This is a genomic window from Kitasatospora sp. NPDC058032, from assembly GCF_042885845.1.
GTDB lineage: Bacteria > Actinomycetota > Actinomycetes > Streptomycetales > Streptomycetaceae > Kitasatospora.
This window is the reverse complement of sequence record NZ_JBHVRK010000007.1, coordinates 58,048-77,509: the sequence shown is the minus strand read 5'-3', so window position 1 is coordinate 77,509 and position 19,462 is coordinate 58,048. Positions and strand designations below refer to the sequence as shown.

Annotated in this window: 15 protein-coding genes; 5 read left to right on the top strand and 10 right to left on the bottom strand. The window is 73.5% G+C overall.

All coding sequences use genetic code 11. The features are described from left to right. Nucleotides 1-6: 6 nt before the first annotated feature. From ACFVUH_RS13865 to ACFVUH_RS13845, 5 genes are read right to left on the bottom strand one after another with little or no spacing between them, the layout of a single operon-like run. Nucleotides 7-1,275 carry a DUF4255 domain-containing protein gene (locus ACFVUH_RS13865; protein WP_387913239.1) on the bottom strand — a complete coding sequence of 423 codons (1,269 nt, stop codon included), beginning with the start codon at nucleotides 1,273-1,275 and terminating at the stop codon, nucleotides 7-9. Nucleotides 1,276-1,291: 16 nt separating this feature from the next. Further along, a complete protein-coding gene (locus ACFVUH_RS13860; protein ID WP_387913238.1) occupies nucleotides 1,292-2,017 on the bottom strand; it encodes a hypothetical protein in 726 nt (241 codons plus the stop codon). Next, nucleotides 2,010-2,741, bottom strand: a complete 732-nt coding sequence (locus ACFVUH_RS13855; RefSeq protein ID WP_387913237.1) for a hypothetical protein — start codon at nucleotides 2,739-2,741, stop codon at nucleotides 2,010-2,012. Before ACFVUH_RS13855 ends, ACFVUH_RS13860 begins: the two co-directional genes overlap by 8 nt. A 14-nt stretch (nucleotides 2,742-2,755) precedes the next feature. Then, on the bottom strand, nucleotides 2,756-3,280 hold the full coding sequence (locus ACFVUH_RS13850) for a phage tail protein (protein WP_355363257.1): 525 nt from the start codon (nucleotides 3,278-3,280) through the stop codon (nucleotides 2,756-2,758). 7 nt (nucleotides 3,281-3,287) lie between these two features. Continuing rightward, nucleotides 3,288-5,135 carry a phage tail sheath family protein gene (locus ACFVUH_RS13845; protein WP_387913236.1) on the bottom strand — a complete coding sequence of 616 codons (1,848 nt, stop codon included), beginning with the start codon at nucleotides 5,133-5,135 and terminating at the stop codon, nucleotides 3,288-3,290. A gap of 315 nt (nucleotides 5,136-5,450) precedes the next feature. Between ACFVUH_RS13845 and ACFVUH_RS13840 the strand changes: the two genes are divergently transcribed. Continuing rightward, nucleotides 5,451-6,098 (top strand): TetR family transcriptional regulator, encoded by a 648-nt coding sequence (locus ACFVUH_RS13840; protein WP_387913235.1) that lies wholly within the window; start codon nucleotides 5,451-5,453, stop codon nucleotides 6,096-6,098. A gap of 13 nt (nucleotides 6,099-6,111) precedes the next feature. Here the strand turns inward: ACFVUH_RS13840 and ACFVUH_RS13835 are convergent, their stop codons facing one another. After that, complete coding sequence (locus ACFVUH_RS13835) at nucleotides 6,112-6,909, bottom strand: alpha/beta fold hydrolase (protein WP_387913233.1); 798 nt, start codon at nucleotides 6,907-6,909, stop codon at nucleotides 6,112-6,114. A gap of 190 nt (nucleotides 6,910-7,099) precedes the next feature. Between ACFVUH_RS13835 and ACFVUH_RS13830 the strand changes: the two genes are divergently transcribed. Continuing rightward, nucleotides 7,100-7,861, top strand: coding sequence for an SDR family NAD(P)-dependent oxidoreductase (locus ACFVUH_RS13830; protein WP_355363265.1), 762 nt, complete (start codon nucleotides 7,100-7,102; stop codon nucleotides 7,859-7,861). 104 nt (nucleotides 7,862-7,965) lie between these two features. On the opposite strand, the gene ACFVUH_RS13825 is transcribed toward ACFVUH_RS13830, so the two are convergent. From ACFVUH_RS13825 to ACFVUH_RS13815, 3 genes are all read right to left on the bottom strand, one after another. Then, complete coding sequence (locus ACFVUH_RS13825; RefSeq protein ID WP_387913230.1) at nucleotides 7,966-8,940, bottom strand: zinc-binding dehydrogenase; 975 nt, start codon at nucleotides 8,938-8,940, stop codon at nucleotides 7,966-7,968. A 1-nt stretch (nucleotide 8,941) separates the two neighbouring features. Continuing rightward, entirely contained in the window at nucleotides 8,942-9,985 is a 1,044-nt protein-coding gene (locus ACFVUH_RS13820; RefSeq protein ID WP_387913228.1) for a 3-oxoacyl-ACP synthase III family protein, read from the bottom strand. A gap of 399 nt (nucleotides 9,986-10,384) precedes the next feature. Beyond that, entirely contained in the window at nucleotides 10,385-11,440 is a 1,056-nt protein-coding gene (locus ACFVUH_RS13815; RefSeq protein WP_387913226.1) for a ParB N-terminal domain-containing protein, read from the bottom strand. A gap of 527 nt (nucleotides 11,441-11,967) precedes the next feature. Between ACFVUH_RS13815 and ACFVUH_RS13810 the strand changes: the two genes are divergently transcribed. The 3 genes from ACFVUH_RS13810 (at nucleotide 11,968) to ACFVUH_RS13800 (ending at nucleotide 18,725) form a co-directional block, all read left to right on the top strand. Continuing rightward, nucleotides 11,968-15,075 (top strand): amino acid adenylation domain-containing protein, encoded by a 3,108-nt coding sequence (locus ACFVUH_RS13810; protein ID WP_387913224.1) that lies wholly within the window; start codon nucleotides 11,968-11,970, stop codon nucleotides 15,073-15,075. Further along, nucleotides 15,072-17,903 carry a beta-ketoacyl synthase N-terminal-like domain-containing protein gene (locus tag ACFVUH_RS13805; protein ID WP_387913222.1) on the top strand — a complete coding sequence of 944 codons (2,832 nt, stop codon included), beginning with the start codon at nucleotides 15,072-15,074 and terminating at the stop codon, nucleotides 17,901-17,903. Before ACFVUH_RS13810 ends, ACFVUH_RS13805 begins: the two co-directional genes overlap by 4 nt. A 234-nt stretch (nucleotides 17,904-18,137) precedes the next feature. Continuing rightward, nucleotides 18,138-18,725 (top strand): TetR/AcrR family transcriptional regulator, encoded by a 588-nt coding sequence (locus ACFVUH_RS13800; RefSeq protein WP_355363277.1) that lies wholly within the window; start codon nucleotides 18,138-18,140, stop codon nucleotides 18,723-18,725. A gap of 49 nt (nucleotides 18,726-18,774) precedes the next feature. Here ACFVUH_RS13800 and ACFVUH_RS13795 read toward each other — a convergent pair whose 3' ends face one another. Further along, complete coding sequence (locus tag ACFVUH_RS13795; protein WP_355363279.1) at nucleotides 18,775-19,257, bottom strand: SRPBCC family protein; 483 nt, start codon at nucleotides 19,255-19,257, stop codon at nucleotides 18,775-18,777. Nucleotides 19,258-19,462: the final 205 nt, after the last annotated feature.

Sequence of the window (19,462 nt, the reverse complement as noted above, 5' to 3'; positions counted from 1 at the left end):
CCCCGGTCAGTGCGTCAGATCCACGACGGGGCCGGTGAAGGACCCGTCCCCGTCCACCGTCAACTCGCTGGGCACGCCGTCCACCTGCACCCGGGCCAGGTACACCGTCGGGCGGAGGCCGGTGACCGGCACCCGGACCTCGAACGGGTCGCTGCGCGGCCGCGGCGGCGCGGGTGCGCGGAACTGGTGGCTCGCCCCGGCCCGACCGGTGGGCGGGTGCAGCTCGTCCAGCAGCAGCAGGACGTGCTGGTCGTCCCGGAGCGGCAGGTCCAGCCGGACGTCCAGCCGGGCCGAGACCCCGGCCGGTCCGTCGGCGCGGTCCGCCGTGCCGATCGGCGCCAGGATCCGCGGTTGCCGGGCGAAGGTCTGCGCGTTGGACTCCACGGCGAGGTGCTCGGCGGCCGGCCGGCCGTCCAGCGCCAGTCCGTGCAGCACCTGCACCTGGTGGACGCCGGGCGGCAGGTCCTCCGGGACGGCCAGCACCAGCCGGTCGTCCCGGACGGCGCCCGGGCCGACCGTCACCCGCTGCTCGCCCAGCCGGACCACCACCAGGTCCGCGCGCAGGCCGGAGCCGTCCACCACCAGCTCCCGGTCCTTGGTCACCGGCCCCTCCTCGGGGGCGTCCCGGGACCCGGCCGGCCGGGAGAGCACCCGTTCGACGACCGGTCCGCGGGACGGCACAGCCCGCACGGTACGGCGCAGCACGGGCTTGCCGGCCACCGGATCGGTCCTGCCCTCCACCAGGACGGCGGTGGCTTGGTAGGCGACGGACAGCGCGAACGGCGTCTGGAACAGCGCGGTCCACAGCTTGGACAGCTCGTCGACGTCCATCGACGCGGCGGTGAAGCGGACCCGCTGCGGCGAGGCGGCCAGGTCCGCGCCCGCCAGGTACGGCTGGGCGGCTGCCTCCTCGATCAACTGGCGGGACAGCACCGGCTGTTCGGTCAGCGCCCGGACCACGCAGCCGAGCAGCCGCTGGCCGATCAGCCGGGACTCCTCGCCGTAGCAGCTGATCAGGTAGTGCAGGTCGAGGGCGGCGGTCGGCCGGGTCAGCAGGGTGCCGTCCGTCGTGCGGGTGGGCGCGTCGAGGTTGCGCAGCGAGGCGTTGGGCGTGACCTGGTAGAGGAAGACGGTGATGGCCGGGTCGGTCGGCGGCTCGCTCGGCGGCTTGCGGGTGCCGACCTCGACCGCGAACGGGATGTCGGGCGAGAGCGCGCGGATGATGAGCAGCCGCAGCGCCTCGCTCACGGTGGCGATGGCGAGGTGGTTGCTCATGGGCCCGCCCGCTCGGTCATGAGGGCTCCCGGGTGAGGTAGGTGTCCAGGCCGAGGGCCGGGGCCGGGCGGGCCGCGGCCGGCCTGCGCGGTTCGGCCTGGACGCGTTCGGCGGCCCTGACCTCGACCCGCCCGATCCGCACCCGCACCACCCGCTCGACCGGCCGCGGCCGACGGCGGGTCCCGGCCCCGTTCCCGGACGCGTGTCCCGGGGCGGCCACCGCGGCGGCCCGCCGTCCGGATGCCGGTGCGACGGCCGGCCGTACGGGCGCGGGCGGCGCCCCGGCCGGTGGCTCGGCCGCGACCGTGCGCTGCGGTGCGGCGACGGGCGCCGCGGTGACCGGCGCCGGGGCCGCCGGGCGGGCGGCCCCGGTCCGCGGCGGTGGCTCGTCGGCCCGCGCGGTGGCGGGGGCGATCGGCGGCGCGAGCAGCAGCGGTGTGCGCGGCAGCGGAAGGGCGGGCGCGGCGGCCGGGCGGGCGGCGCCGACCGCCGCCGGGGGCGTCTCCCCGGCCGGCGTCGGATGCGGTGTCGCCGACCGGGGGAGCAGCGCGAGAACGGGCCGCCCGTCCGGCAGGCCCGGGGCGACCGGTTCTCCGCCCCCGGCCGGCAGCGTCGGTCCGAGCGCGTCGATCCGTTCGAACGGCCCCGGCAGGCGCGGGCGTACCCGCACGCCGGCTCCGGCCCCGGCGGGGTCCCGGCCCGGGGCGCCCTTGGCCACCAGGCGGTCGAAGTGGTCAGGCATCTGCACACAGCTCCAGGTAGTAGCGGCGCCGCAGCGGGCTGAGGGCGAGGATCTCCGGCTCGCTCCAGCCGTAGGCGGTGGCCAGCAGATGGACGTCGAGCAGGGTGGCCCGGGCCCAGTCGTCCAGCTCCTCCCAGAGGTAGGAGGCGATGTCCAGCTCGGCGAGGGTCTGCCGCCCGCATTCGGGGCAGCCGAGGTTCAGCCGCACGTCCGCGCAGGGGTCGGCGGTGGCAGCGGCCTCGGCCATCCGCCGCTGCACCGGCTCGGGGAGCTGCCGCGCCGCCACCGGCTCCCCGCCGTGCTCGGCGGTCAGCACGCACCGCTCCAGCAGCACGGCCCTCGCCCGGCCGGCCGGGGCCTGCTCGGCGGCGGCCAGGTCGGCGGGGGTGGCCGGTCGGAAGCCGACCCGCCAGCCGTCGAGCTCCACCCGCAGCGGCCCGGGCGCCGGTCGCGCGGCACCGGCCACCCGTCCGGCGTCGAAGGTGAACTCCATCTCCTCCGAGCAGCCCGGGCAGCCGAGCCGCATGGTGAGCTGGTCGCCGAACAGCTCGGTGCGCAGTCCGAACAGTTCGGCGTCCCGCTCGCCGAGCGGTACGGCCAGCAGCTCCTCCGCCCCGGCGCCGGGACGGGCAACGGTGTGCAGCAGCAGGGCCCGCCCGACGTTCCCGGCCGCCTGCCCGGCCTCCCAGGTGGCCAACAGGGCCGCCTGCCCGGTGAGTTCCATGGTCCGACCGCCGCTCAGGCCGGTTGCTGGAACGACGGCTCTTCCGGTTCGGGCGTCTCCTCGTCCCGCTCCCAGCCCTCCACCTCCAGCTTGAGGCTCTGGATCGCCACCGCGTTGGCGTTGGCGTCGAGTTCGCCGAGCACCTGGTACTCGCTCGGCCAGGCGCGGTACAGCTTGTGGGCGACCGCCACCTGACCGGCCTCGTTGAGCACCTGGATCACCAGGTCCTTGCGGAAGTCCCGCAGCGAGACCTCGGCCCCGCGGCCCGCGCCGACCATCCAGACCTTGTTGGCCCAGCGGTCGAACTCCGGGTCGTGGGTGACACCGCGCTCCAGGGTGACCGCCTCGAAGTCGGTGCGGCCCGGCGACTTCCGCGGCGCGCTCGAATCTCCCCCGCTGCGGTGCTTCACCACTTCGGTGGTGCGCTTGAGCGGACTGACCTTGCTGATGCCGGCGACGATCCGGCCGTCCCAGACCACCAGGAACTTGAAGTTCTTGTACGGATCGAAGCGATGTGGATTGACGGTGAACTCGACCATGGAGATCCTAAACCTCGAACTGTCCGGCGAGCTGCTCGATCTTGACAATCACGAATTCCGCAGGTTTGAGCGGCGCGAATCCGACCACGACGTTCACCACGCCGCGATTGATGTCGTCCTGGGTGGTGGTGTCCCGGTCGCACTTGACGAAATAGGCCGAGCGCGCGGACGTGCCCTGGAACGCGCCCTGCTGGAACAGCGAGTGCAGGAACGCGCCCACGTTCAGCCGGATCTGTGCCCACAGCCGCTCGTCGTTGGGCTCGAACACCACCCACTTGGTGCCGCGGTAGAGGCTCTCCTCCAGCATCAGCGCGAGGCGCCGCACCGGGACGTACTTCCACTGCGAGCCGAGCACATCGGCCCCGGCCATCGTCCGGGCGCCCCACGCCACCGGGCCCACCACCGGGAAGCTCCGCAGGCAGTTCACCGCGAGCGGGTTCAGCAGGCCGTTCTCCCGGTCCGTCAGCGGAACGGTCAGCGCGCGCACCCCGGGCAGGCCGGCCTCGGTGCCCGCCGGGGCCTTCCACACTCCCCGCTGGCCGTCGGTGCGCGCCATCACGCCGGCGATGGTGCCCGAGGGCGGGAAGGCGCGCAGCCGGCCGGTGAGCGGATCGACCAGCTCCAGGTGCGGGAAGTACAGCGCCGCGTGGTCGCTGCGCACCGAGTCGAAGGCGGACAGGCCGGCCCGGGCGGCGTCCAGCGTCGTCCACGCCTGCGGGGAGTCGACGATCAGGAACATCCGCTTCTCCACGCAGAGCGCCTGGGCGGCCGAGACGACCGTGACCGCGTCGTCCACGTCGGCGTAGCCGGCCAGTTCCGGCAGCACCAGCAGGTTGACGTCCTGGACGTCGCGCAGGGCCTGGATGCCGGTCTTGGCCGCCTCGCTGCCGATCAGGTCGGTCAGGCCGGGGGGCGCGCCGTCCTGGCCGCCGGTGAGGGCGAGGACCGGCGGGCTGACCGAGCCCTCCAGCCCCAGGTTGTTGGCGGCCTCGCCGAGGAAGCGGACCACGTCGGCCGGGTCGGTGGAGCCGGCGACGACCTGGAGCCGCCGGCCGAACACGCTCACCCGGGTGCCCGCGAAGGCCCGCCGGCCCGGGGCGTCGGGCAGGGCGCGCAGTTTGCGCTCCAGCAGCAGGGCGAGTTCGGTGACGGTGGTGGGTGCGGGGCCGTCCGCGGCCGGGTCGTGGACGGTGACGGTGCGCGAGACGTCGCCGATCTTGACCTGGATCGGGTGGGTGAGGTCCGGCAGGGTGGCCGCGAAGGGCTTGGAGACGGTGCCCACCGGGTCCGGCCGACTCTCCGTCAGGACCTTGACCCGGACGACCGCCGAGCCGTCGTTCACCACCGTCTCGGCGAACCGGGGGTCGGCGGCCCGGACCGACAGGTCCGCGAAGGACTCCTGGACGGCGCCGGAGGTGTCCAGGACCTGGAGGTTGAAGGTGTCGGCCGGGGTCGGCGTCCGGTAGTCCACGGCGACCCGCAGCGCCGCGCCCCAGGCGCCCGGCTCGACGGCCGTGACCTCCAGGGCCGGGGTGGCGGTGGAGGTCTGCGTCGAGCCGAGCGTGACGCCCGCCGGGGCGCCGGTGCCGGCCGCCGCGACCCGCACCACGACCCCGATCGAGCCCCCGTTGAGGAAAAACTGCTGGACGGCGTAGCTGACCGGGCTCTGGCTCGCGAGCCCGCCGAAACGGCGCTCGAAGTCCGCGAAGCTCGTGACGGTGACGGGCTGGTCGAGCGGGCCGCGCCGGGTGGCCCCGACGAAGGCGGTGACCGAGGTGCTCACCGCGGCGATGGTGCGGACGCCACTGGGAAGCTCTTCGATGTAGACGCCCGGGTAGGTCGGTGTCGTCGGCAATTCCCCCTCCGTTCCCTTCGTGCATCAAGAGACTCGGGGAAATGGTGCTCCGAGTATTCCTGGTGCGTTGACGGCAGGCCCAGTTTCATCGTGGGCGGGCTATTCGTCAAGGCTTTTATTGGGGAGGGCAATTGTATTACTTTGCTTATTATCTGGGATTGTGGAATTGCCTGCTCCGCAACTCCTCGGCCAAGCCGTCCGCGCCGGGAACGCGCGCCCTTCACTCCGGCGCACTTGCCGTTGTCGTGCGCTCGTGACCGGGTGAGGTCGTCACGGCCGTGGCTCATGCCTTAGCGTGAGGGCGCTATGGAAGACGTGACTGACACCGCCCGCTCGCCGCTTCGGAATCAGCTGCTCGACGCGGCCTACGACCTGGTGGTCGAACACGGCTGGGCCAAGCTGCGGTTGACGCACATCGCCAAGGCGGCCGAGGTCGGCCGGGCGGTGGTGCACGACCACTTCCCCTCCCTGGACGCGGTGGGGGAGGAGCTCGTCGCGCGGGAGATCGAACGCTTCCTGGGCGGCATCGTCGACGAGCTGAGCAAGCATCCGGACGACCTGCGGGAGAGCGCCGCCGAGGGGGTGGGGTTCGCCCTGCGGTTCGCGGCCGAGAACCCGCTGCTGAACGGGGCGGTCAGCAGCGCGGTCGGCGGGGACCGGGCGCTGCTTTCGCCGCTCACGACGCGCTCCGAGAGCGTCTTCGACTGCACCTACGCGCTGATCGCCGGGTACGTCGACCGGGCGTGGCCGCAGGTGAGTCCGGAGCGGCGGCGGCTGATGGTCGACGCCGCCGTCCGACTGACGATCAGTCACATCATGGCCCCCTCCGTACCGGTGCCGGTCGCCGCCCGGGACATCGCCGACATCGCGGCCTACATCGCCGGCGTAAACGGCGTGGACGGCGCGGGCGGCGCGGGCGGTCCGGCCGGTCCGGCCGGACCGGGCGGCGCGACCGAGGCGTGATCGGGGGCCGGGTTCACGGACCCGGCTCCTCCGCCGCCGCCAACTCGGCGCACCCGCGGTCGAGGACACGGCCGAACACCTCGGGGTCGGTCAGCGGGAGCAGGTGCGGCCCCGGGACGTGCACCAGCCGGGCCGGGGTGCCGACTTCCCGGACGCGGTCCAGGAAGCGCCGCTCCTGGAGCCGGAACAGCGGGTCGCCGAGGCCGTTGGCGAGGATCACCGGAGTGCGGACGCGGGAGATCGTCGACAGCATGTCCGTACGGGAGATCACGGCGATCGCCTCGCCGAACCCGCGCTCCGACAGCCCGCCCGCCATGATCGCCCGATAGCTCTCCGCGGGCAGTCCGCGGCGCAGGGCGGCCCGGTTGAGCCGGAGCGACCACCGTTCGCCGAGCCCGCGCTGGACCAGGGCGGCGGCCCGGTGCGGGAGCAGCAGCGGACCGTCGGTCCGGAGCGTGGCGCCGTGCGCGAACAGGCCCACCGCGCCGCCGTGTTCCGAGGCGCCGTAGGTGAGCGCGGCGAAGCCGCCGAGCGAGCTGCCGGCGACGACCGGACGGCGGCCGGTGGAGCGGCTCGCCTCGGCGACGGCGGCCGCGATCCGCTCGACCGCTCCTTCGAGGGTGAACGGGCGGTCGCCCAGGGCGCCGTGGCCCGGCAGGTCGCACGCGGTGATCCGGTACCGGTCGGCCAGCCGGCCGGCGACCGGCAGCCACATGCGTGCGGACAGCCGGATGCCGTGCACGAGCACCAGCGGGCGGCCGTCGTCGGGGCCGGCGGTCCAGAGGCCGGGCTCCCGGGTCTGACGGAACATGAGGCACCTTTCCTTCGGGGGAGTGGGGACGGGTTCGGATTCGACCGCTCCGGTCGGTCCGGACGGATTGATCAAACGCTGTGCAAAGGGATTCCGGCCGGATTCGCAATTACCATCGGACACCGGCGTGCCGTCAGGTCGTCGAATCACGAGAGCGTGCGAACCGAAATTCGGGAGAGGGAGCAGCAGCGTGCAGATCGCAGAGAGCGTCGCCCTGGTCGCCGGGGGCACTTCGGGCCTGGGGCTGGCCACGGCCCGGCGGCTGGTGGCGGCCGGCGCCCGGGTGGTCATCGTCGGCCGGCCCGGTGGGCGGGGTCCGCAGGTGGCCCGTGAGCTGGGCGATCGGGCGGTCTTCGCGGCGGCCGACATCACCGGCGAGGCGGAGCTGGCGGGCGCACTCGACGTTGCCGAGGCGCTCGGCCCGCTGCGGGTGGTGGTGAATTGCGCGGGTGCGACGAATGCCGTGAAAATCGTCGGGAAAACCGGCCCCTACCCGCTCGCCGAGTTCCAGCGGATGGTCACGGTCAATCTGGTGGGCGCGTTCAATCTGCTCCGGCTCGCCGCCGACCGGATGTCCCGGAACGCGGAAGTGGACGGGGAACGCGGGGTCGTCGTCCATACCGCCTCGATCGCGGCATTCGACGGGCAGGTGGGCCAGGCCGGGTACGCCGCGGCCAAGAGCGGACTGGTGGGCCTGACCCTGCCGGCCGCCCGGGACCTCGCGCCGCTGAAGATCCGGGTGGTCACCGTCGCGCCGGGGGTGTTCGACACCCCCATGCTCAGCGCCCTGTCGGCGGAGGCGAAGTCCTCGGTCGGCGACCAGGTCCCGCATCCCGCGCGGCTCGGCGACCCGGACGAGTTCGCGGCCCTGGCGCTGCACATCGTGGCGAACCCGATGCTCAACGGCGAGACCATCCGGATCGACGGCGCCATGCGGATGGGCCCGCGCTGAGCCGGGGGAGCCGTGCCCGGACGCTTCCGGCCGGGCACGGCTTACCAATTCCTTTGAACGAGACCTAAACTGGCGATCAGTCAGCACAACGTCAGGGCGGCCGCTCATCGGGACGGATCGAAGACGACCTTGCCGAACACTGCGCCGTCCGCCAGGACCTGGAAGCCCTCCCGGGCCCGGCTCAGCGGCAGCACCCGGTCGACCACCGGGGCCAGCCGGTGCGCGGTGCAGAACGCGGCCAGCTCCACCAGCTCCTCGCGGGTGCCCAGGGTGGAGCCGACGATCGTCAGCTGCCGGAAGAAGACGTGCGCCAGGTCGGCGGGCGGCATCGCCCCGGTCGTCGCGCCGCTGACCACCACCCGGCCGCCGGGGCGCACGCTGCGCAGTGAGTGGGCCCAGGTGGCCTCGCCCACCGTCTCCATCACCGCGTCGACCCGGTCGGGCAGGCGGGCTCCGGCCGCGAAGACGCCCTCGGCGCCGAGCCGCAGCGCGCGCTCGCGGCGTTCCTCGCTCCGCCCGGTCACCCACATCCGGTAGCCGGCGGCGGAGCCCAGCGCGATCAGCGCCGTCGACACCCCGCCGCCGGCACCCTGCACCAGCACCGTCCCGCCGGGCCGGACCCCGGACCGCTTGAAGAGCATCCGGTACGCGGTCAGCCAGGCACCGGGCAGGCAGGCGGCCTCCTCGAACGACAGGCCCGCCGGCTTGGGCACGAGGTTGCGGCGCGGTACGGCCACCCGCTCGGCGAAGGTGCCGTCGTGCTCGTCGCCGAGCAGGGTCCGGGCCGGGTCGAGCGTCTCGTCCCCGTGGCCGGCGGCGGGGTCGCCGACCACCGGGTGGATGAGGACCTCGTTGCCGTCCTCGTCGACGCCGGCCGCGTCGGATCCCAGGACGACGGGCAGGTGCCGGGCTCCCGGGCCCACGCCGCGCAGCGTCCACAGGTCGTGCTGGTTGAGCGAGGCGGCGCGGACCGTGACGGTCGTCCAGTCGCCCTCCGCCCGGGGCGCCGGCCAGTCGCCGACGTGCAGCCCGGCCAGCGGGTCGGCCCGGTCGGCGCTCTTGGCGACCACCGCGAGCACGTTACGCCTCGCCGAACGGGTCGAAGTGCCGGAAGCAGGCCGAACCCCAGAGGAAGCCCGCGCCGATCGCGGACATGATCAGCAGGTCGCCGTGGCGCGCCCGGTTCTCGATGGTCTCGTGCAGCACGGTGAACACACTGGCGGCGGCGGTGTTGCCGAACCGCTGGACGGTGGTCGGCACCCGGTCGGCGGAGACCCCGAGGGCCTTGGCGGCCTCGTTGATGATGTTGAGGTTGGCCTGGTGCAGCAGGATGTGCTGGACCTCGTCCAGCTCGACCCCGGCGTGGCGGGCGGTGCGGCGGATGCTCTCCGGGAGCTTCTCGGTGGCCATGTTCCACACGGCCTTGCCGTTCATCTTGAGGTACTGGGAGCGCGCCTCGACGGTCTCCGGGCTGGTGGGCAGCCGCGAGCCGCCGGCGGTGATCTCCACCTCGTAGGAGAGCTCGCCGTCGGTGTCCCAGCCCAGCAGGCCGAACCCGGCCGGTGTGCGGCCGAGCAGGGCGGCGCCCGCGGCGTCGCCGAGGAAGACCCGGGTGGTGCGCTCCTGCGGGTCGGTGCCGCGCGAGCCGGCGTCGGCGCCGATGACCAGGACGTACCGGTGGTTGGTGTTCTGCAGCAGGTGCGCGGCGGTGAGCAGGGCGTAGATGCCGCCGGAGCAGGCCGACTGGGTGAGGTCGAGCGGCATCGCCCGGCGGGCGCCGAGCGCCTCCCCGATGATCATCGCGGTGGAGGGCAGCGGCTGGTCGGGCGTGAACGTGGCGACCACGATGGCGTCCAGCTCCGAGGCCTCGACCCCGGCCCGGGCGAGCGCCTGGCGGCCGGCCTCGACGGCCATGTCGGAGGTGACGCGGCCCTCCTCCAGGAAGCGCCGTTCCCGGATGCCGGTGCGGGAGGTGATCCACTCGTCGGAGGTGTCCAGGGTGCGGGTGAGGTCCTCGTTGGTGACCACGGTCCGGGGCACGTGCAGGCCGGTGCCGAGGATGCCGACCGGGTGGGTCAGTCCGGTCCGTGTGGCCACCGGCGCTGTGGATTCCAGAAGGTTCATGTCGGGTTCCCCGTTTTCTGTGGGATGGGAGGCCGGGGACGGGGCGCCGCGAAGGGTGGCCGCGGCGCGCCCGGGACCGTCGTGGTCGACGATGGTCCGTGACGGGCTTCGTCCCCGAGGCAGTGGCGTCGGGCAGGTGCGGACCGCCGGCAGGAATGCGTCGGCGGCGTGCGGGCAGGGTGGTCGACCACGGTCCGGAGGACCCTGGGTCCTGCCGCGCGGCGCCGAACGAGCCTCCCGGACCGGGTCGCTTCAGGGGTGTGGAAGCCCGCTGACCCGCGGTGCGGTGAAGGCACTGGTGACGATAGCCGCCCGACCGCGCGCCGCGCACCCTCGGCCCTCGTGCTGTGCAACCGCGGATTCTGCGGCAGTTGCACGGCGACGGCCGGTGACGGTCCCTCAGGCCCGGCCGTCGAGCCGGTCGGCGAACTCCGCCCAGGTCTCGGCGCAGGCCCTGGCGGCCTGGCTGACCAGCGGGAGGGAGTGGCCGGGGACGGCGTTCATCAGCTCCCGCCAGTACTGCGGGGGCAGCGAGGTGGCGCTGAGCAGGCGTAGCAGGAGACGGCCGTTCTCCGCATACTTGAGCGAGGGGTCCTTCGCCAGCAGGGCGAGCAGCGCTCCCTGGTCGCGGGCCGGCTCGGCGGCCGGCGGCTGTTCCGTGGGCGGCCGCTGCTCCGCGATCTGCCGCTGCTCGGTGATCGGCGGGTGTTCGCGCCCGGGTTCCCGCTCGGCCTCCCGTTCGACCCAGCCGGCGGGCCTGCGGTGCGCGTGCCGTTCGGCCGCGGACGGCGCTGACGGACGATCAGCTCCGCTGCTCCGGCGGGTGTTTCCGGCCATCGACGGGGGCACCGGATCCTCGCCGCGGTCGATCCGGGCGCGGACGTCCCGGACGGTGCCGGGGGAGATGCCGGCCAGCTCCGCGATCTGCCGCAGTGAGGCGGTGGGCATCTCGGCGATCAACCGACCGGCGAGCACCCGCCCCCGGGCGCTGCTCAGCGGGCGGGTCCGCCCGTCCCGGCCCAGCCGTACGGCCGGCTGGTCGGCCTCGTCGAGCGTGACCCGGCGGATCTCCCGCACCGTCCTGGCGGACAGGCCGGTCGTCTCGGCGATCGCCCGGTCCGCCCAGGTCCCGTGCGAGCGGATGATGCGGGAGGCCGCGGCCGCGCGGTCGCTCAGGGACAGCGGCAGGCCGTGCGCCGTGTTCTCGCGCACGGCGAGCAGGAAGGCCTCGCACGCGGTCCCCTCGAAGAAGCGCACCCGGATCAGTTCCTCGCCGCGCGCGACGGTCGCGCGCAGGCGGTGCATGCCGTCCACCACGCGCATCGAGCCGCGGTGCACGGTGATCGGCGGCAGCACCGCCCCGGACTGGGCGAGCAGTTGGGTGTGGTGCGGGTCCTCGCCGGCGCTGCGCGGTGAATCGGCGGGCAGCAGTGCGCCCACCGGTACGAGTTCCACGGCGGAGAGCCCGGGCCGGCCGTCCCCGCCGGACTGCTCCCCCCCGCTCTCCTCTGCGCGAGAAGACCTGGCGGATTCCTGCTGTCGGACCTTCACCGATCCCCCTTGATTCTGGTGCGTCGCCGCCCAATGGTAGTCAGCGGGCAGGCCATTTCAAGGGTTCCGGATGCCCGGTCCGACGGGGCCTCAGAAACTGGCCGAAGAACGTGATTCGGGTTATCAGGGATGCGTAAACGGAGGCGGCAGTTCCTTGACGGCCACCCGGGCCGGGCCTAGTGTGGGTCGAGTCGATCCGTTCTGGAAAGCTCCACCGCCCGGCAGCATCGCGCCCGACCTGCAGGTTCTTCTTCACTGCCGGGACGGGGCGGCGGGCCCCGAACCCCGACAGCGATGCCCGCGGAGAGTCACGGCATCCGCACAGCGGGCAATCGGCCGCCGTGTCGCGAGATTTTCGTCAGTGCCTTATTCGGCATATCCAGATCGCCGGGACCGAGCCTCCACGGCAATCAGCAAGCCACTCATGGGGGATGTCAGAAATGCCCGAGACGGTACGCGCTCTCACGGCCGCTCAGCGAAAGCTCTATCTGCACGGAAAAGTTCATCCCCGCGACACCTCGTACGATCTGACGTTCGCCTTCCGTATGACCGGGGACATCGACTCCGAGCGCCTGCGCGGAGCGGTCGAGGCGTTCCTCAACGCCAACGTCGCGTTCAACACGGTGTTCGCGGAGCGCGACGGCGAGGTCAGGGCGGTGTACGACCCGGAGCGCCGCTACCGGGTACCGCTCACCCGCTGCGCGGGCGACGCCACCGAGCGCGTCCGGGAGCGGATGTCGGGGGAGGCCCGCCGGCAGATCCCCGTCGACCGCTGGCCGCTGTACGACTACACGCTGGTCGAGGACGACCACGCCACCTTCCTGACCATCCGGATGTCGCACCTGATCTGCGACGCCTTCGCCTTCTACAACGTCGGCCCGGAGATCGAGCGCCTCTACCGGGACCCCTCCGCGCGGCCGGCCGGCGCCGAGCTCAGCCCGCTGGACTTCCCGGACGGCGACGCCCGGGACCCCGCCGCGAAGGAGTTCTTCGGCTCGATGCTGGGCGGCCTCTCCGCGCTCGCGCTGGAGGAACTGGAGGCCGGCCGCAACGGCGAGGGGATCCTCGAGGGCTCGCACCTGTGGCTGCCGCTGGACGCGGAGCTGAACGCCGCGATCGACAAGACGGTCGCCGAGCTCGGGGTGCGCAAGTTCAGCTTCTTCCTCGGTGTGCACCTGCTGCTGCTCGGCACCCTGAGCGCGAGCCGCACCGTCACCACGGCCATCCCGCTGGGCAACCGCCGCAGGGACGAGCGCCGGCGCCTCGCGTACGGCTACTTCGTCAACACCCTGCCGCTCGCGGTGGACCTCGACGCCTACGCCACCTTCGGCGACCTGTGCCGGGACGTCGAGGAGCGGATGGGCTCGATGATCCGGTACGAGGACTTCGACCTGACGGCGCACGCCGACGAGGTCATCCCCGCGGTCCGGGCCGGACGCCACACACCGAGCAGCTCCTTCACCTACTACCGCCAGGCACTCGCCTTCCGGATCGCCGACTGGACGGCCGAGAGCCTCGAACTGCACCGCCGCGACCTGGTCTACCCGCTCGTCGCCCGGGTCGAGGACCTCGGCGACGGCTACGGCTACCACCTCGCGCACACCGACGCCCTGGCGGCCGGCGACCCGCCGGCCACCCTGCTGACCCTGCTGGACTCGGTGGCCGTCGGCCGGGACGTCGACCTCGCCGAGGTGCGCGGCGTCTCCCCGGACCGCGCCCGGGCCATCGACGCCCTGGTCAACCGGCACCTCCCGGTCCCGACCGCGCCCTCCGTCCAGGCCGTCTTCGAGCAGCGGGCCGCCCAGTACCCGGACCGCACCGCGGTCGAGTACGGCACCGAGCGGCTGAGCTACCGCGAACTGGACGAGCGGGCCAACCGGATCGCCCGCCGGCTGCGGGCGACCGTGCCCGCCGACCACGTGGCCGTCGCGATGGACCGCGGCTGCGACCTGATCGCGGTACTGCTCGGCGTGCTGAAGGCCGGCAAGGCGTACGTGCCGCTCGACCCGGCGGCGCCCGAGGCCCGGGTGCGCCACATCATCGGCCGGTTCGCGGAGCTGCCGCTGATCTGCGGACCGGACGTCTTCGCCGGGATCGGCCACGACGCGCGCCTGCCGCTGGACGAACTGCTCGGCGCCGCCGCGGACCTGCCCGGCACGCCGCTCCCGGTGCGGGACCTGCGGCAGCGCCCCGCCTACGTGATCTTCACCTCCGGGTCGACCGGCAAGCCCAAGGGCGTCCAGGTCACCCACGCCAACGTGCTGCGGCTGTTCGGCGCCGCCGACCGGGAGTTCCGCTTCACGGCCGACGACACCTGGTGCCTCTTCCACTCCTACGCCTTCGACTTCGCGGTCTGGGAGATGTACGGCGCGCTGCTCTACGGCGGCCGCCTGGTCGTCCCGTCCGAGGCCGAGCGGAAGTCGCCCGACCGGTTCGCCGACTTCCTCGCTGAGACCGGCGTCACGGTGCTCAACCAGACGCCCTCGGCCTTCCGCCGGCTCAGCGGGGCGCTGGACGAGCGCCACGTGGACCGGATCCGGGTCCGCTACGTGGTCTTCGGCGGCGAGGCGCTGCAGTTCGACAGCCTGGCGCGCTGGGTCGAGCTGCTGGGCCCGCGGGCGGAGCTGGTGAACATGTACGGCATCACCGAGACCACCGTCCATGTGACGTCCTACCGGGTGACGCCCGAGGACATCGCCGAGCGCCGTCCCAGCATCATCGGCAAGCCGCTCGCGGACCTGGCGGTCCGGGTGGTCGACCACCACCTGGCGCCGGTCCCGGTCGGCGTCCCCGGCGAGATCCTGGTGTCCGGCGCCGGGGTGTCGCTGGGCTACCTGGGACAGCCGGAGCTCACCGCCGAGCGCTTCGTCGAACTCCCCGGAGAGCAGGGGCGGTTCTACCGCTCGGGCGACCTCGGCCGGGTGCTCGCCGACGGCAACCTGGTCTACCTGGGCCGGATGGACCAGCAGGTCCAGCTGCGCGGGTACCGGATCGAGCTGGGCGAGGTCGAGACCGCGCTGCGCGAGGTGCCCGGCGTCACCGACTGCGCCGTCCTGCTGGACGAGCGGGCGGCGGAGCCGCAGCTGGTCGGGTTCGTGGTGCGCCGCCCGGAGGCGGACGACCAGCGGATCCGCGCGGCGATGAAGGACCTGCTGCCGGGCTACATGCTGCCCGCGCGCTACGCCGAGGTGGCGGCGCTGCCGCTGACCGTCAACGGCAAGGTCGACGCGGCCGCGCTGCCGTGGTCCGAGCCCGAGCCGGACACCCGGCTGTCCTTCGCCGAGGCGGACGGCACGGCGACCCCGGCGGTCGTCCGGGTCGCCCGGGTCTGGCGGGAGGTCCTCGGCTTCTCCGAATTCACCGCCGACGACCGGTTCTTCGACATCGGCGGCAGCTCGGTACAGGTGCTCCAGGTGCACCGCCGGCTCGCCCAGGACGTGCCCGGCCTGGAGATGATCGACCTGTTCATGCACACGACCGTGCGTGAACTGGCCACCCACCTGGACCTGTTGACCCTCGCCGCCGGTGGTGCGGCATGACCAAGGAGCGTAGCAACGACATGACTGCCGCCAATCCCGCGGAGCCCGTGGCCATCGTCGGCATGGCGGTGCGCCTGCCCGGTGCGCGCACGGTGGACGAGTTCTGGCAGAACCTGGTGGACGGCGTCAGCGCCGTGCGCGGGTTCACCGACGAGGAGATGGCCGCGGCCGGCGTCGACGAGCGGCTACGGGCCCAGCCGGGCTACGTGGCCCGGGGCGTCCCGCTGGAGGACGTCGACCGCTTCGACGCGGACTTCTTCGGCTACACCCCGCAGGAGGCGCGGGTGACCGACCCGCAGCACCGCGTCTTCCTGGAGACCTGCTGGCGCGCCCTGGAGGACGCCGGGACGGTGCCGCGCGCCGGCGACGCCGCGATCGGGGTGTTCGCCTCCTCCAGCATGAGCACCTACCTGCTCAACAACATCCTGCGCGACGAGCAGGAGGGCGCGCCGACCGAGCTCAGCTACCCGGTGCTGATCGGCAACGACAAGGACTTCCTGGCCACCCGGGTCTCCTACAAGCTGGGGCTCACCGGCCCCAGCCAGACCGTGCAGTCCGCCTGCTCCAGCTCGCTGGTGGCGCTGCACCAGGCGGCGGCCGCGCTGCGCGGCGGCGAGTGCGACGTCGCGCTGGCCGGCGGGGTGAGCATCACCGTTCCGCAGCACTCCGGCTACCTGCACAAGGAGGGCGGCATCGCGTCCCCCGACGGCGACTGCCGGCCGTTCGACGCGGCGGCGGGCGGCACCGTGCGGGGCAACGGGGCCGGCGTGGTCGTGCTCAAGCGGCTCGCGGACGCCCTCGCCGACCGCGACCGGATCTACGCGGTGGTCCGCGGCAGCGCCGTGACCAACGACGGCTCCGACAAGATCGGCTTCACCGCGCCCGGCGTGCGCGGCCAGGCCCGCGCCGTCACCGCCGCACTGGCCGCGGCCGGCACCTCGGCGGACGAGATCGGCTACGTCGAGGCGCACGGCACCGGCACCGCGATCGGCGACCCGATCGAGATCCGGGCGCTGTCGATGGCGCACGAGCACGCCACCCGGGAGTGCGCCCTGGGCAGCGTCAAGGCCAACCTCGGGCACCTGGACGCGGCCGCGGGCATCGTGGGCCTGATCAAGACCGCGCTGGTGCTGCACCACCAGACGGTGCCCCCGCAGATCAACTTCGCCGCGGTCAACCCGCTGATCCCGCTGGAGCGTTCGCGCTACGTGGTGCACACCGACAAGCACCTGCCGGCCGAGCCGATCACGGCCGCCGCGGTCAGCTCCTTCGGGCTCGGCGGCACCAACGGGCACTGCGTCCTGGGCCGCCACGTCGCGGCGGAGCGCCGCCGGGAGCCGGCGGGGGAGCCGTACCTGCTGCTGCTGTCCGCGCGCGGCCCCGAGGCGCTGGTCCGGCAGGCCGAGCGGCTGCGCGGCCACCTGGAGCAGGCGCGGCCGCGCCTGGACGACCTCGCCCTCACGCTCGGCACCGGCCGCACCCACTGGACGGAGCGCCTGGCGCTGGTCGCCGGGTCCCTGGACGAGGCGCTGGCCGGACTGGACGCGTTCCTGGCCGGCGGCGGGCGGGCCGGCGACCACCCGGCGGCCCGGGACTTCGTGGCGGGCGGCAGCGTCGCGCCGGAGCTGCTCGGCGACCTCGGCTCGGCGGTGAAGACCGTCCTGCCCGGCTACCCGCTCGAACCGCGCAGCCACTGGATCGAGCCGGCGCTCCGCGAGGCCGCCGCCCCGGTCCCGGCCCCGGCCGCGACGCCGGCCGCGCCGGGGGCCGCCGCCGGGGAGCTGCTGGCGGAGGTCGTCGCCGTGCTGCAGCAGCTGCTGGGCATCGACGGGATCGGCCCCGACGACGACTTCTTCGACCTCGGCGGCGACTCGCTCACCGCGGTCGACGCGGCGAGCCTGCTGTCGCAGCGCTACCACGTGGAGGTCGACTTCGAGGCGTTCGCGGACCGCCGCACCCCCGGCGGGATCGCCGAGTACCTGACGGAGCTGGTCCACGGCACGGCCGAGTACTCCGCCATGGTCCGGGTGCGCGAGGGCGAGGGCCCGCACCTGTTCCTGATCTACCCGGCGGGCGGCACCAACTTCTGCTACTTCCGGCTGGCCGAGCACCTGGACTTCGACGGCCCGCTGACCGCGTTCGCGTACCCCCGTGAGCTCGGCGACGGACCGGTCACCATCCGGCAGCTGGCCGCGCTGTACATCGAGCGGATGCGGGCGGTGCAGCCGCACGGGCCGTACCGGCTCGCGGGCTACTCCTTCGGCGGCAACCTCGCCTTCGAGGTCGCCCTGCAGCTGCAGCGGGCCGGCGAGGGGGTCTCCGGGCTGTACCTGTTCGACGCGCACCCGCCGGAGGCGTACGTCGGCGAGTCCCTGACCGAGCAGGAGTTCCTGGTCGCGCTGCCGCAGATGATCGCCTCGGTGATGCCGGACGCCGGCATCCGGCGCGACGCCGCTCCGCCGCGCAGCATGGCCGAGGTGGCCGAGGTGCTCAGGACCCGCCCGGACTGGCTGCCCGCCGGGGAGGAGGAGTTCCTGCGGTTCGTGCGGATCTGGCGCCGCAACCACGAGGCCCTCAAGGGGTACTACCCGGACGGGAAGGTCAGCGGACCGGTGGTGGTCTTCGACGCCGAGCAGCCGCACCCGGAGGAGGAGGTGGCGGTGCTGCGGATCAAGCTGCTGAGCAAGGACTACTGGCGCTCCCACGTCGACGGCGAGATGTCGGTCGTCCCGGTGCCCGGCAACCACTACACCATGTTCACCGACCTGGCGCTGGTGCCGAGGCTGGCCGCCGCCTTCCAGGCGGTACTGGACGGGCGCGGCGCCTGAGGCCGGCGCGGCGGGGTGCGTGCACGGCGGTGCGCGCACCCCGCCGCAGCCCGGCGCACCCCGCCGTACCTCGCCGCAGCCCGGCGCGCCGCGGACGAGGTGGCCCGGCGCGGCGCAGTCATGATAGAACGGTCCGACTCGTTCTTTTCTGATACCGGCCACGTCCGTCGCCGCAAGTCACTTCCGACGCCAGGGGATTGAGAAGCAGTGGGTACCAAGCGCACGCTGACACGCGTGGACGGCGCGTCCGGGGCGGCCATGCGGGACCTGGAGGCCCGTCGGCGGATCCTGTCCGTCACCCACCAGATGCTCGTCGCCCAGGGCTACGCCAAGCTGACGATCGGCGGGGTGGCCGCCAACGCCGGGGTCGGCAAGGCGACGATCTACCGCACCTGGCCCAACAAGCCGTCCCTGGTGCTGGACGCCCTGCGCGACTCCTTCCCCGAGGTGCCGACGGCCGACCTGGGCGACAGCCGGGCGGAGATGCTCGCCGCGGCCAACACGCTGGCCAGGCTGTTCGGCCTGCGTGAGGTCCGTGCGGTGCTGCCCGGTCTGATCGCCGACACGGCGGCGAGCTCCGAGTTCGAGAACGTGCTGCGGGACAACTTGGTCGGCGAGCGCAAGAACCGCTCGACGCAGGCCCTGGAGCGGGCGATCGAGCGCGGCGACCTGCCGCCGGACACGGACGTCTCGCTGGTGCTCGACAGCTGGGCGGGCGTGATGCTGTTCCGCTGCCTGTTCTTCGACGAGACCTTCTCCGAGGCGGACGTCGAGCGCCTGGTCGACGGCACGCTGAACTCGCCCTACCTGCGCTCCGAGTGACACCCGGGCCGCGCCGTGCGGCACGGCGCGGCCCGTTCCTCGAACCCTCCTAGCCGCGCTCGACCGCGCGCTTGAGCCGTTCCAGCGTGGTGCGCATGCCCTGGCGGTTGATCCGCGCCCGGTCGATCGGGCGGGTGGCGGTGAAGACCAGCCCGAGCAGCTCGGTGAGCCGGGCGCCGGGCCCCTTCCGCAGGTCCTGCCAGTACTCGGTGACCGTCGTGCCGCCGTCCGGGGCCGGCTCGAAGCGGTACCCCCAACTCGCCACCGGCAGCCCGAAAATGCCGACCCGGAAGGCGAACTCCCGGCCCTCCTCGGCCCGGGTGACCCGGCAGGTGGTGAACCACACCGCCACGCCGCGCCGGTTGAACCCGACGAACGGCGAGCCTGCGGCGGCCGGCCCGCGCCGGGCCAGTACCGCCTTGCACTCGGGGCTCCACTCACCCATCCGGCGGATGTCGCTGACGGCCCGGTAGACCACTTCGGGGCGGGCCCCGATCAGCATGCTTTCCTCGACCGACCACTGTCGGTTCACGCAAACCTCCCTGACATGCGGGTTGTTGACGGGGGGACAGGCAGACTCTACCGTAGGACGAGACGGATCGTTCTGGAGGAATCGGCCTCGCGGTCCGAACGGCGCGGTGTTCCCGCGGCCCGCCCGGACCGGAGCGTCCGGAGGCCCCCCGCGCAGGGAGTCCACGGTTGTCCGGCACAGTCCTGCCGCGGCCGGAATCGACGAA

Excerpts from the sequence above, each read along its gene's own strand:
- ACFVUH_RS13820 (WP_387913228.1), bottom strand. The coding sequence starts at position 9,985 with ATGAACCTTCTGGAATCCACAGCGCCGGTGGCCACACGGACCGGACTG.
- ACFVUH_RS13810 (WP_387913224.1), top strand. The coding sequence starts at position 11,968 with ATGTCAGAAATGCCCGAGACGGTACGCGCTCTCACGGCCGCTCAGCGA.
- ACFVUH_RS13805 (WP_387913222.1), top strand. The coding sequence starts at position 15,072 with ATGACCAAGGAGCGTAGCAACGACATGACTGCCGCCAATCCCGCGGAG.
- ACFVUH_RS13865 (WP_387913239.1), bottom strand. The coding sequence starts at position 1,275 with ATGAGCAACCACCTCGCCATCGCCACCGTGAGCGAGGCGCTGCGGCTG.
- ACFVUH_RS13855 (WP_387913237.1), bottom strand. The coding sequence starts at position 2,741 with ATGGAACTCACCGGGCAGGCGGCCCTGTTGGCCACCTGGGAGGCCGGG.
- ACFVUH_RS13850 (WP_355363257.1), bottom strand. The coding sequence starts at position 3,280 with ATGGTCGAGTTCACCGTCAATCCACATCGCTTCGATCCGTACAAGAAC.
- ACFVUH_RS13860 (WP_387913238.1), bottom strand. The coding sequence starts at position 2,017 with ATGCCTGACCACTTCGACCGCCTGGTGGCCAAGGGCGCCCCGGGCCGG.
- ACFVUH_RS13835 (WP_387913233.1), bottom strand. The coding sequence starts at position 6,909 with ATGTTCCGTCAGACCCGGGAGCCCGGCCTCTGGACCGCCGGCCCCGAC.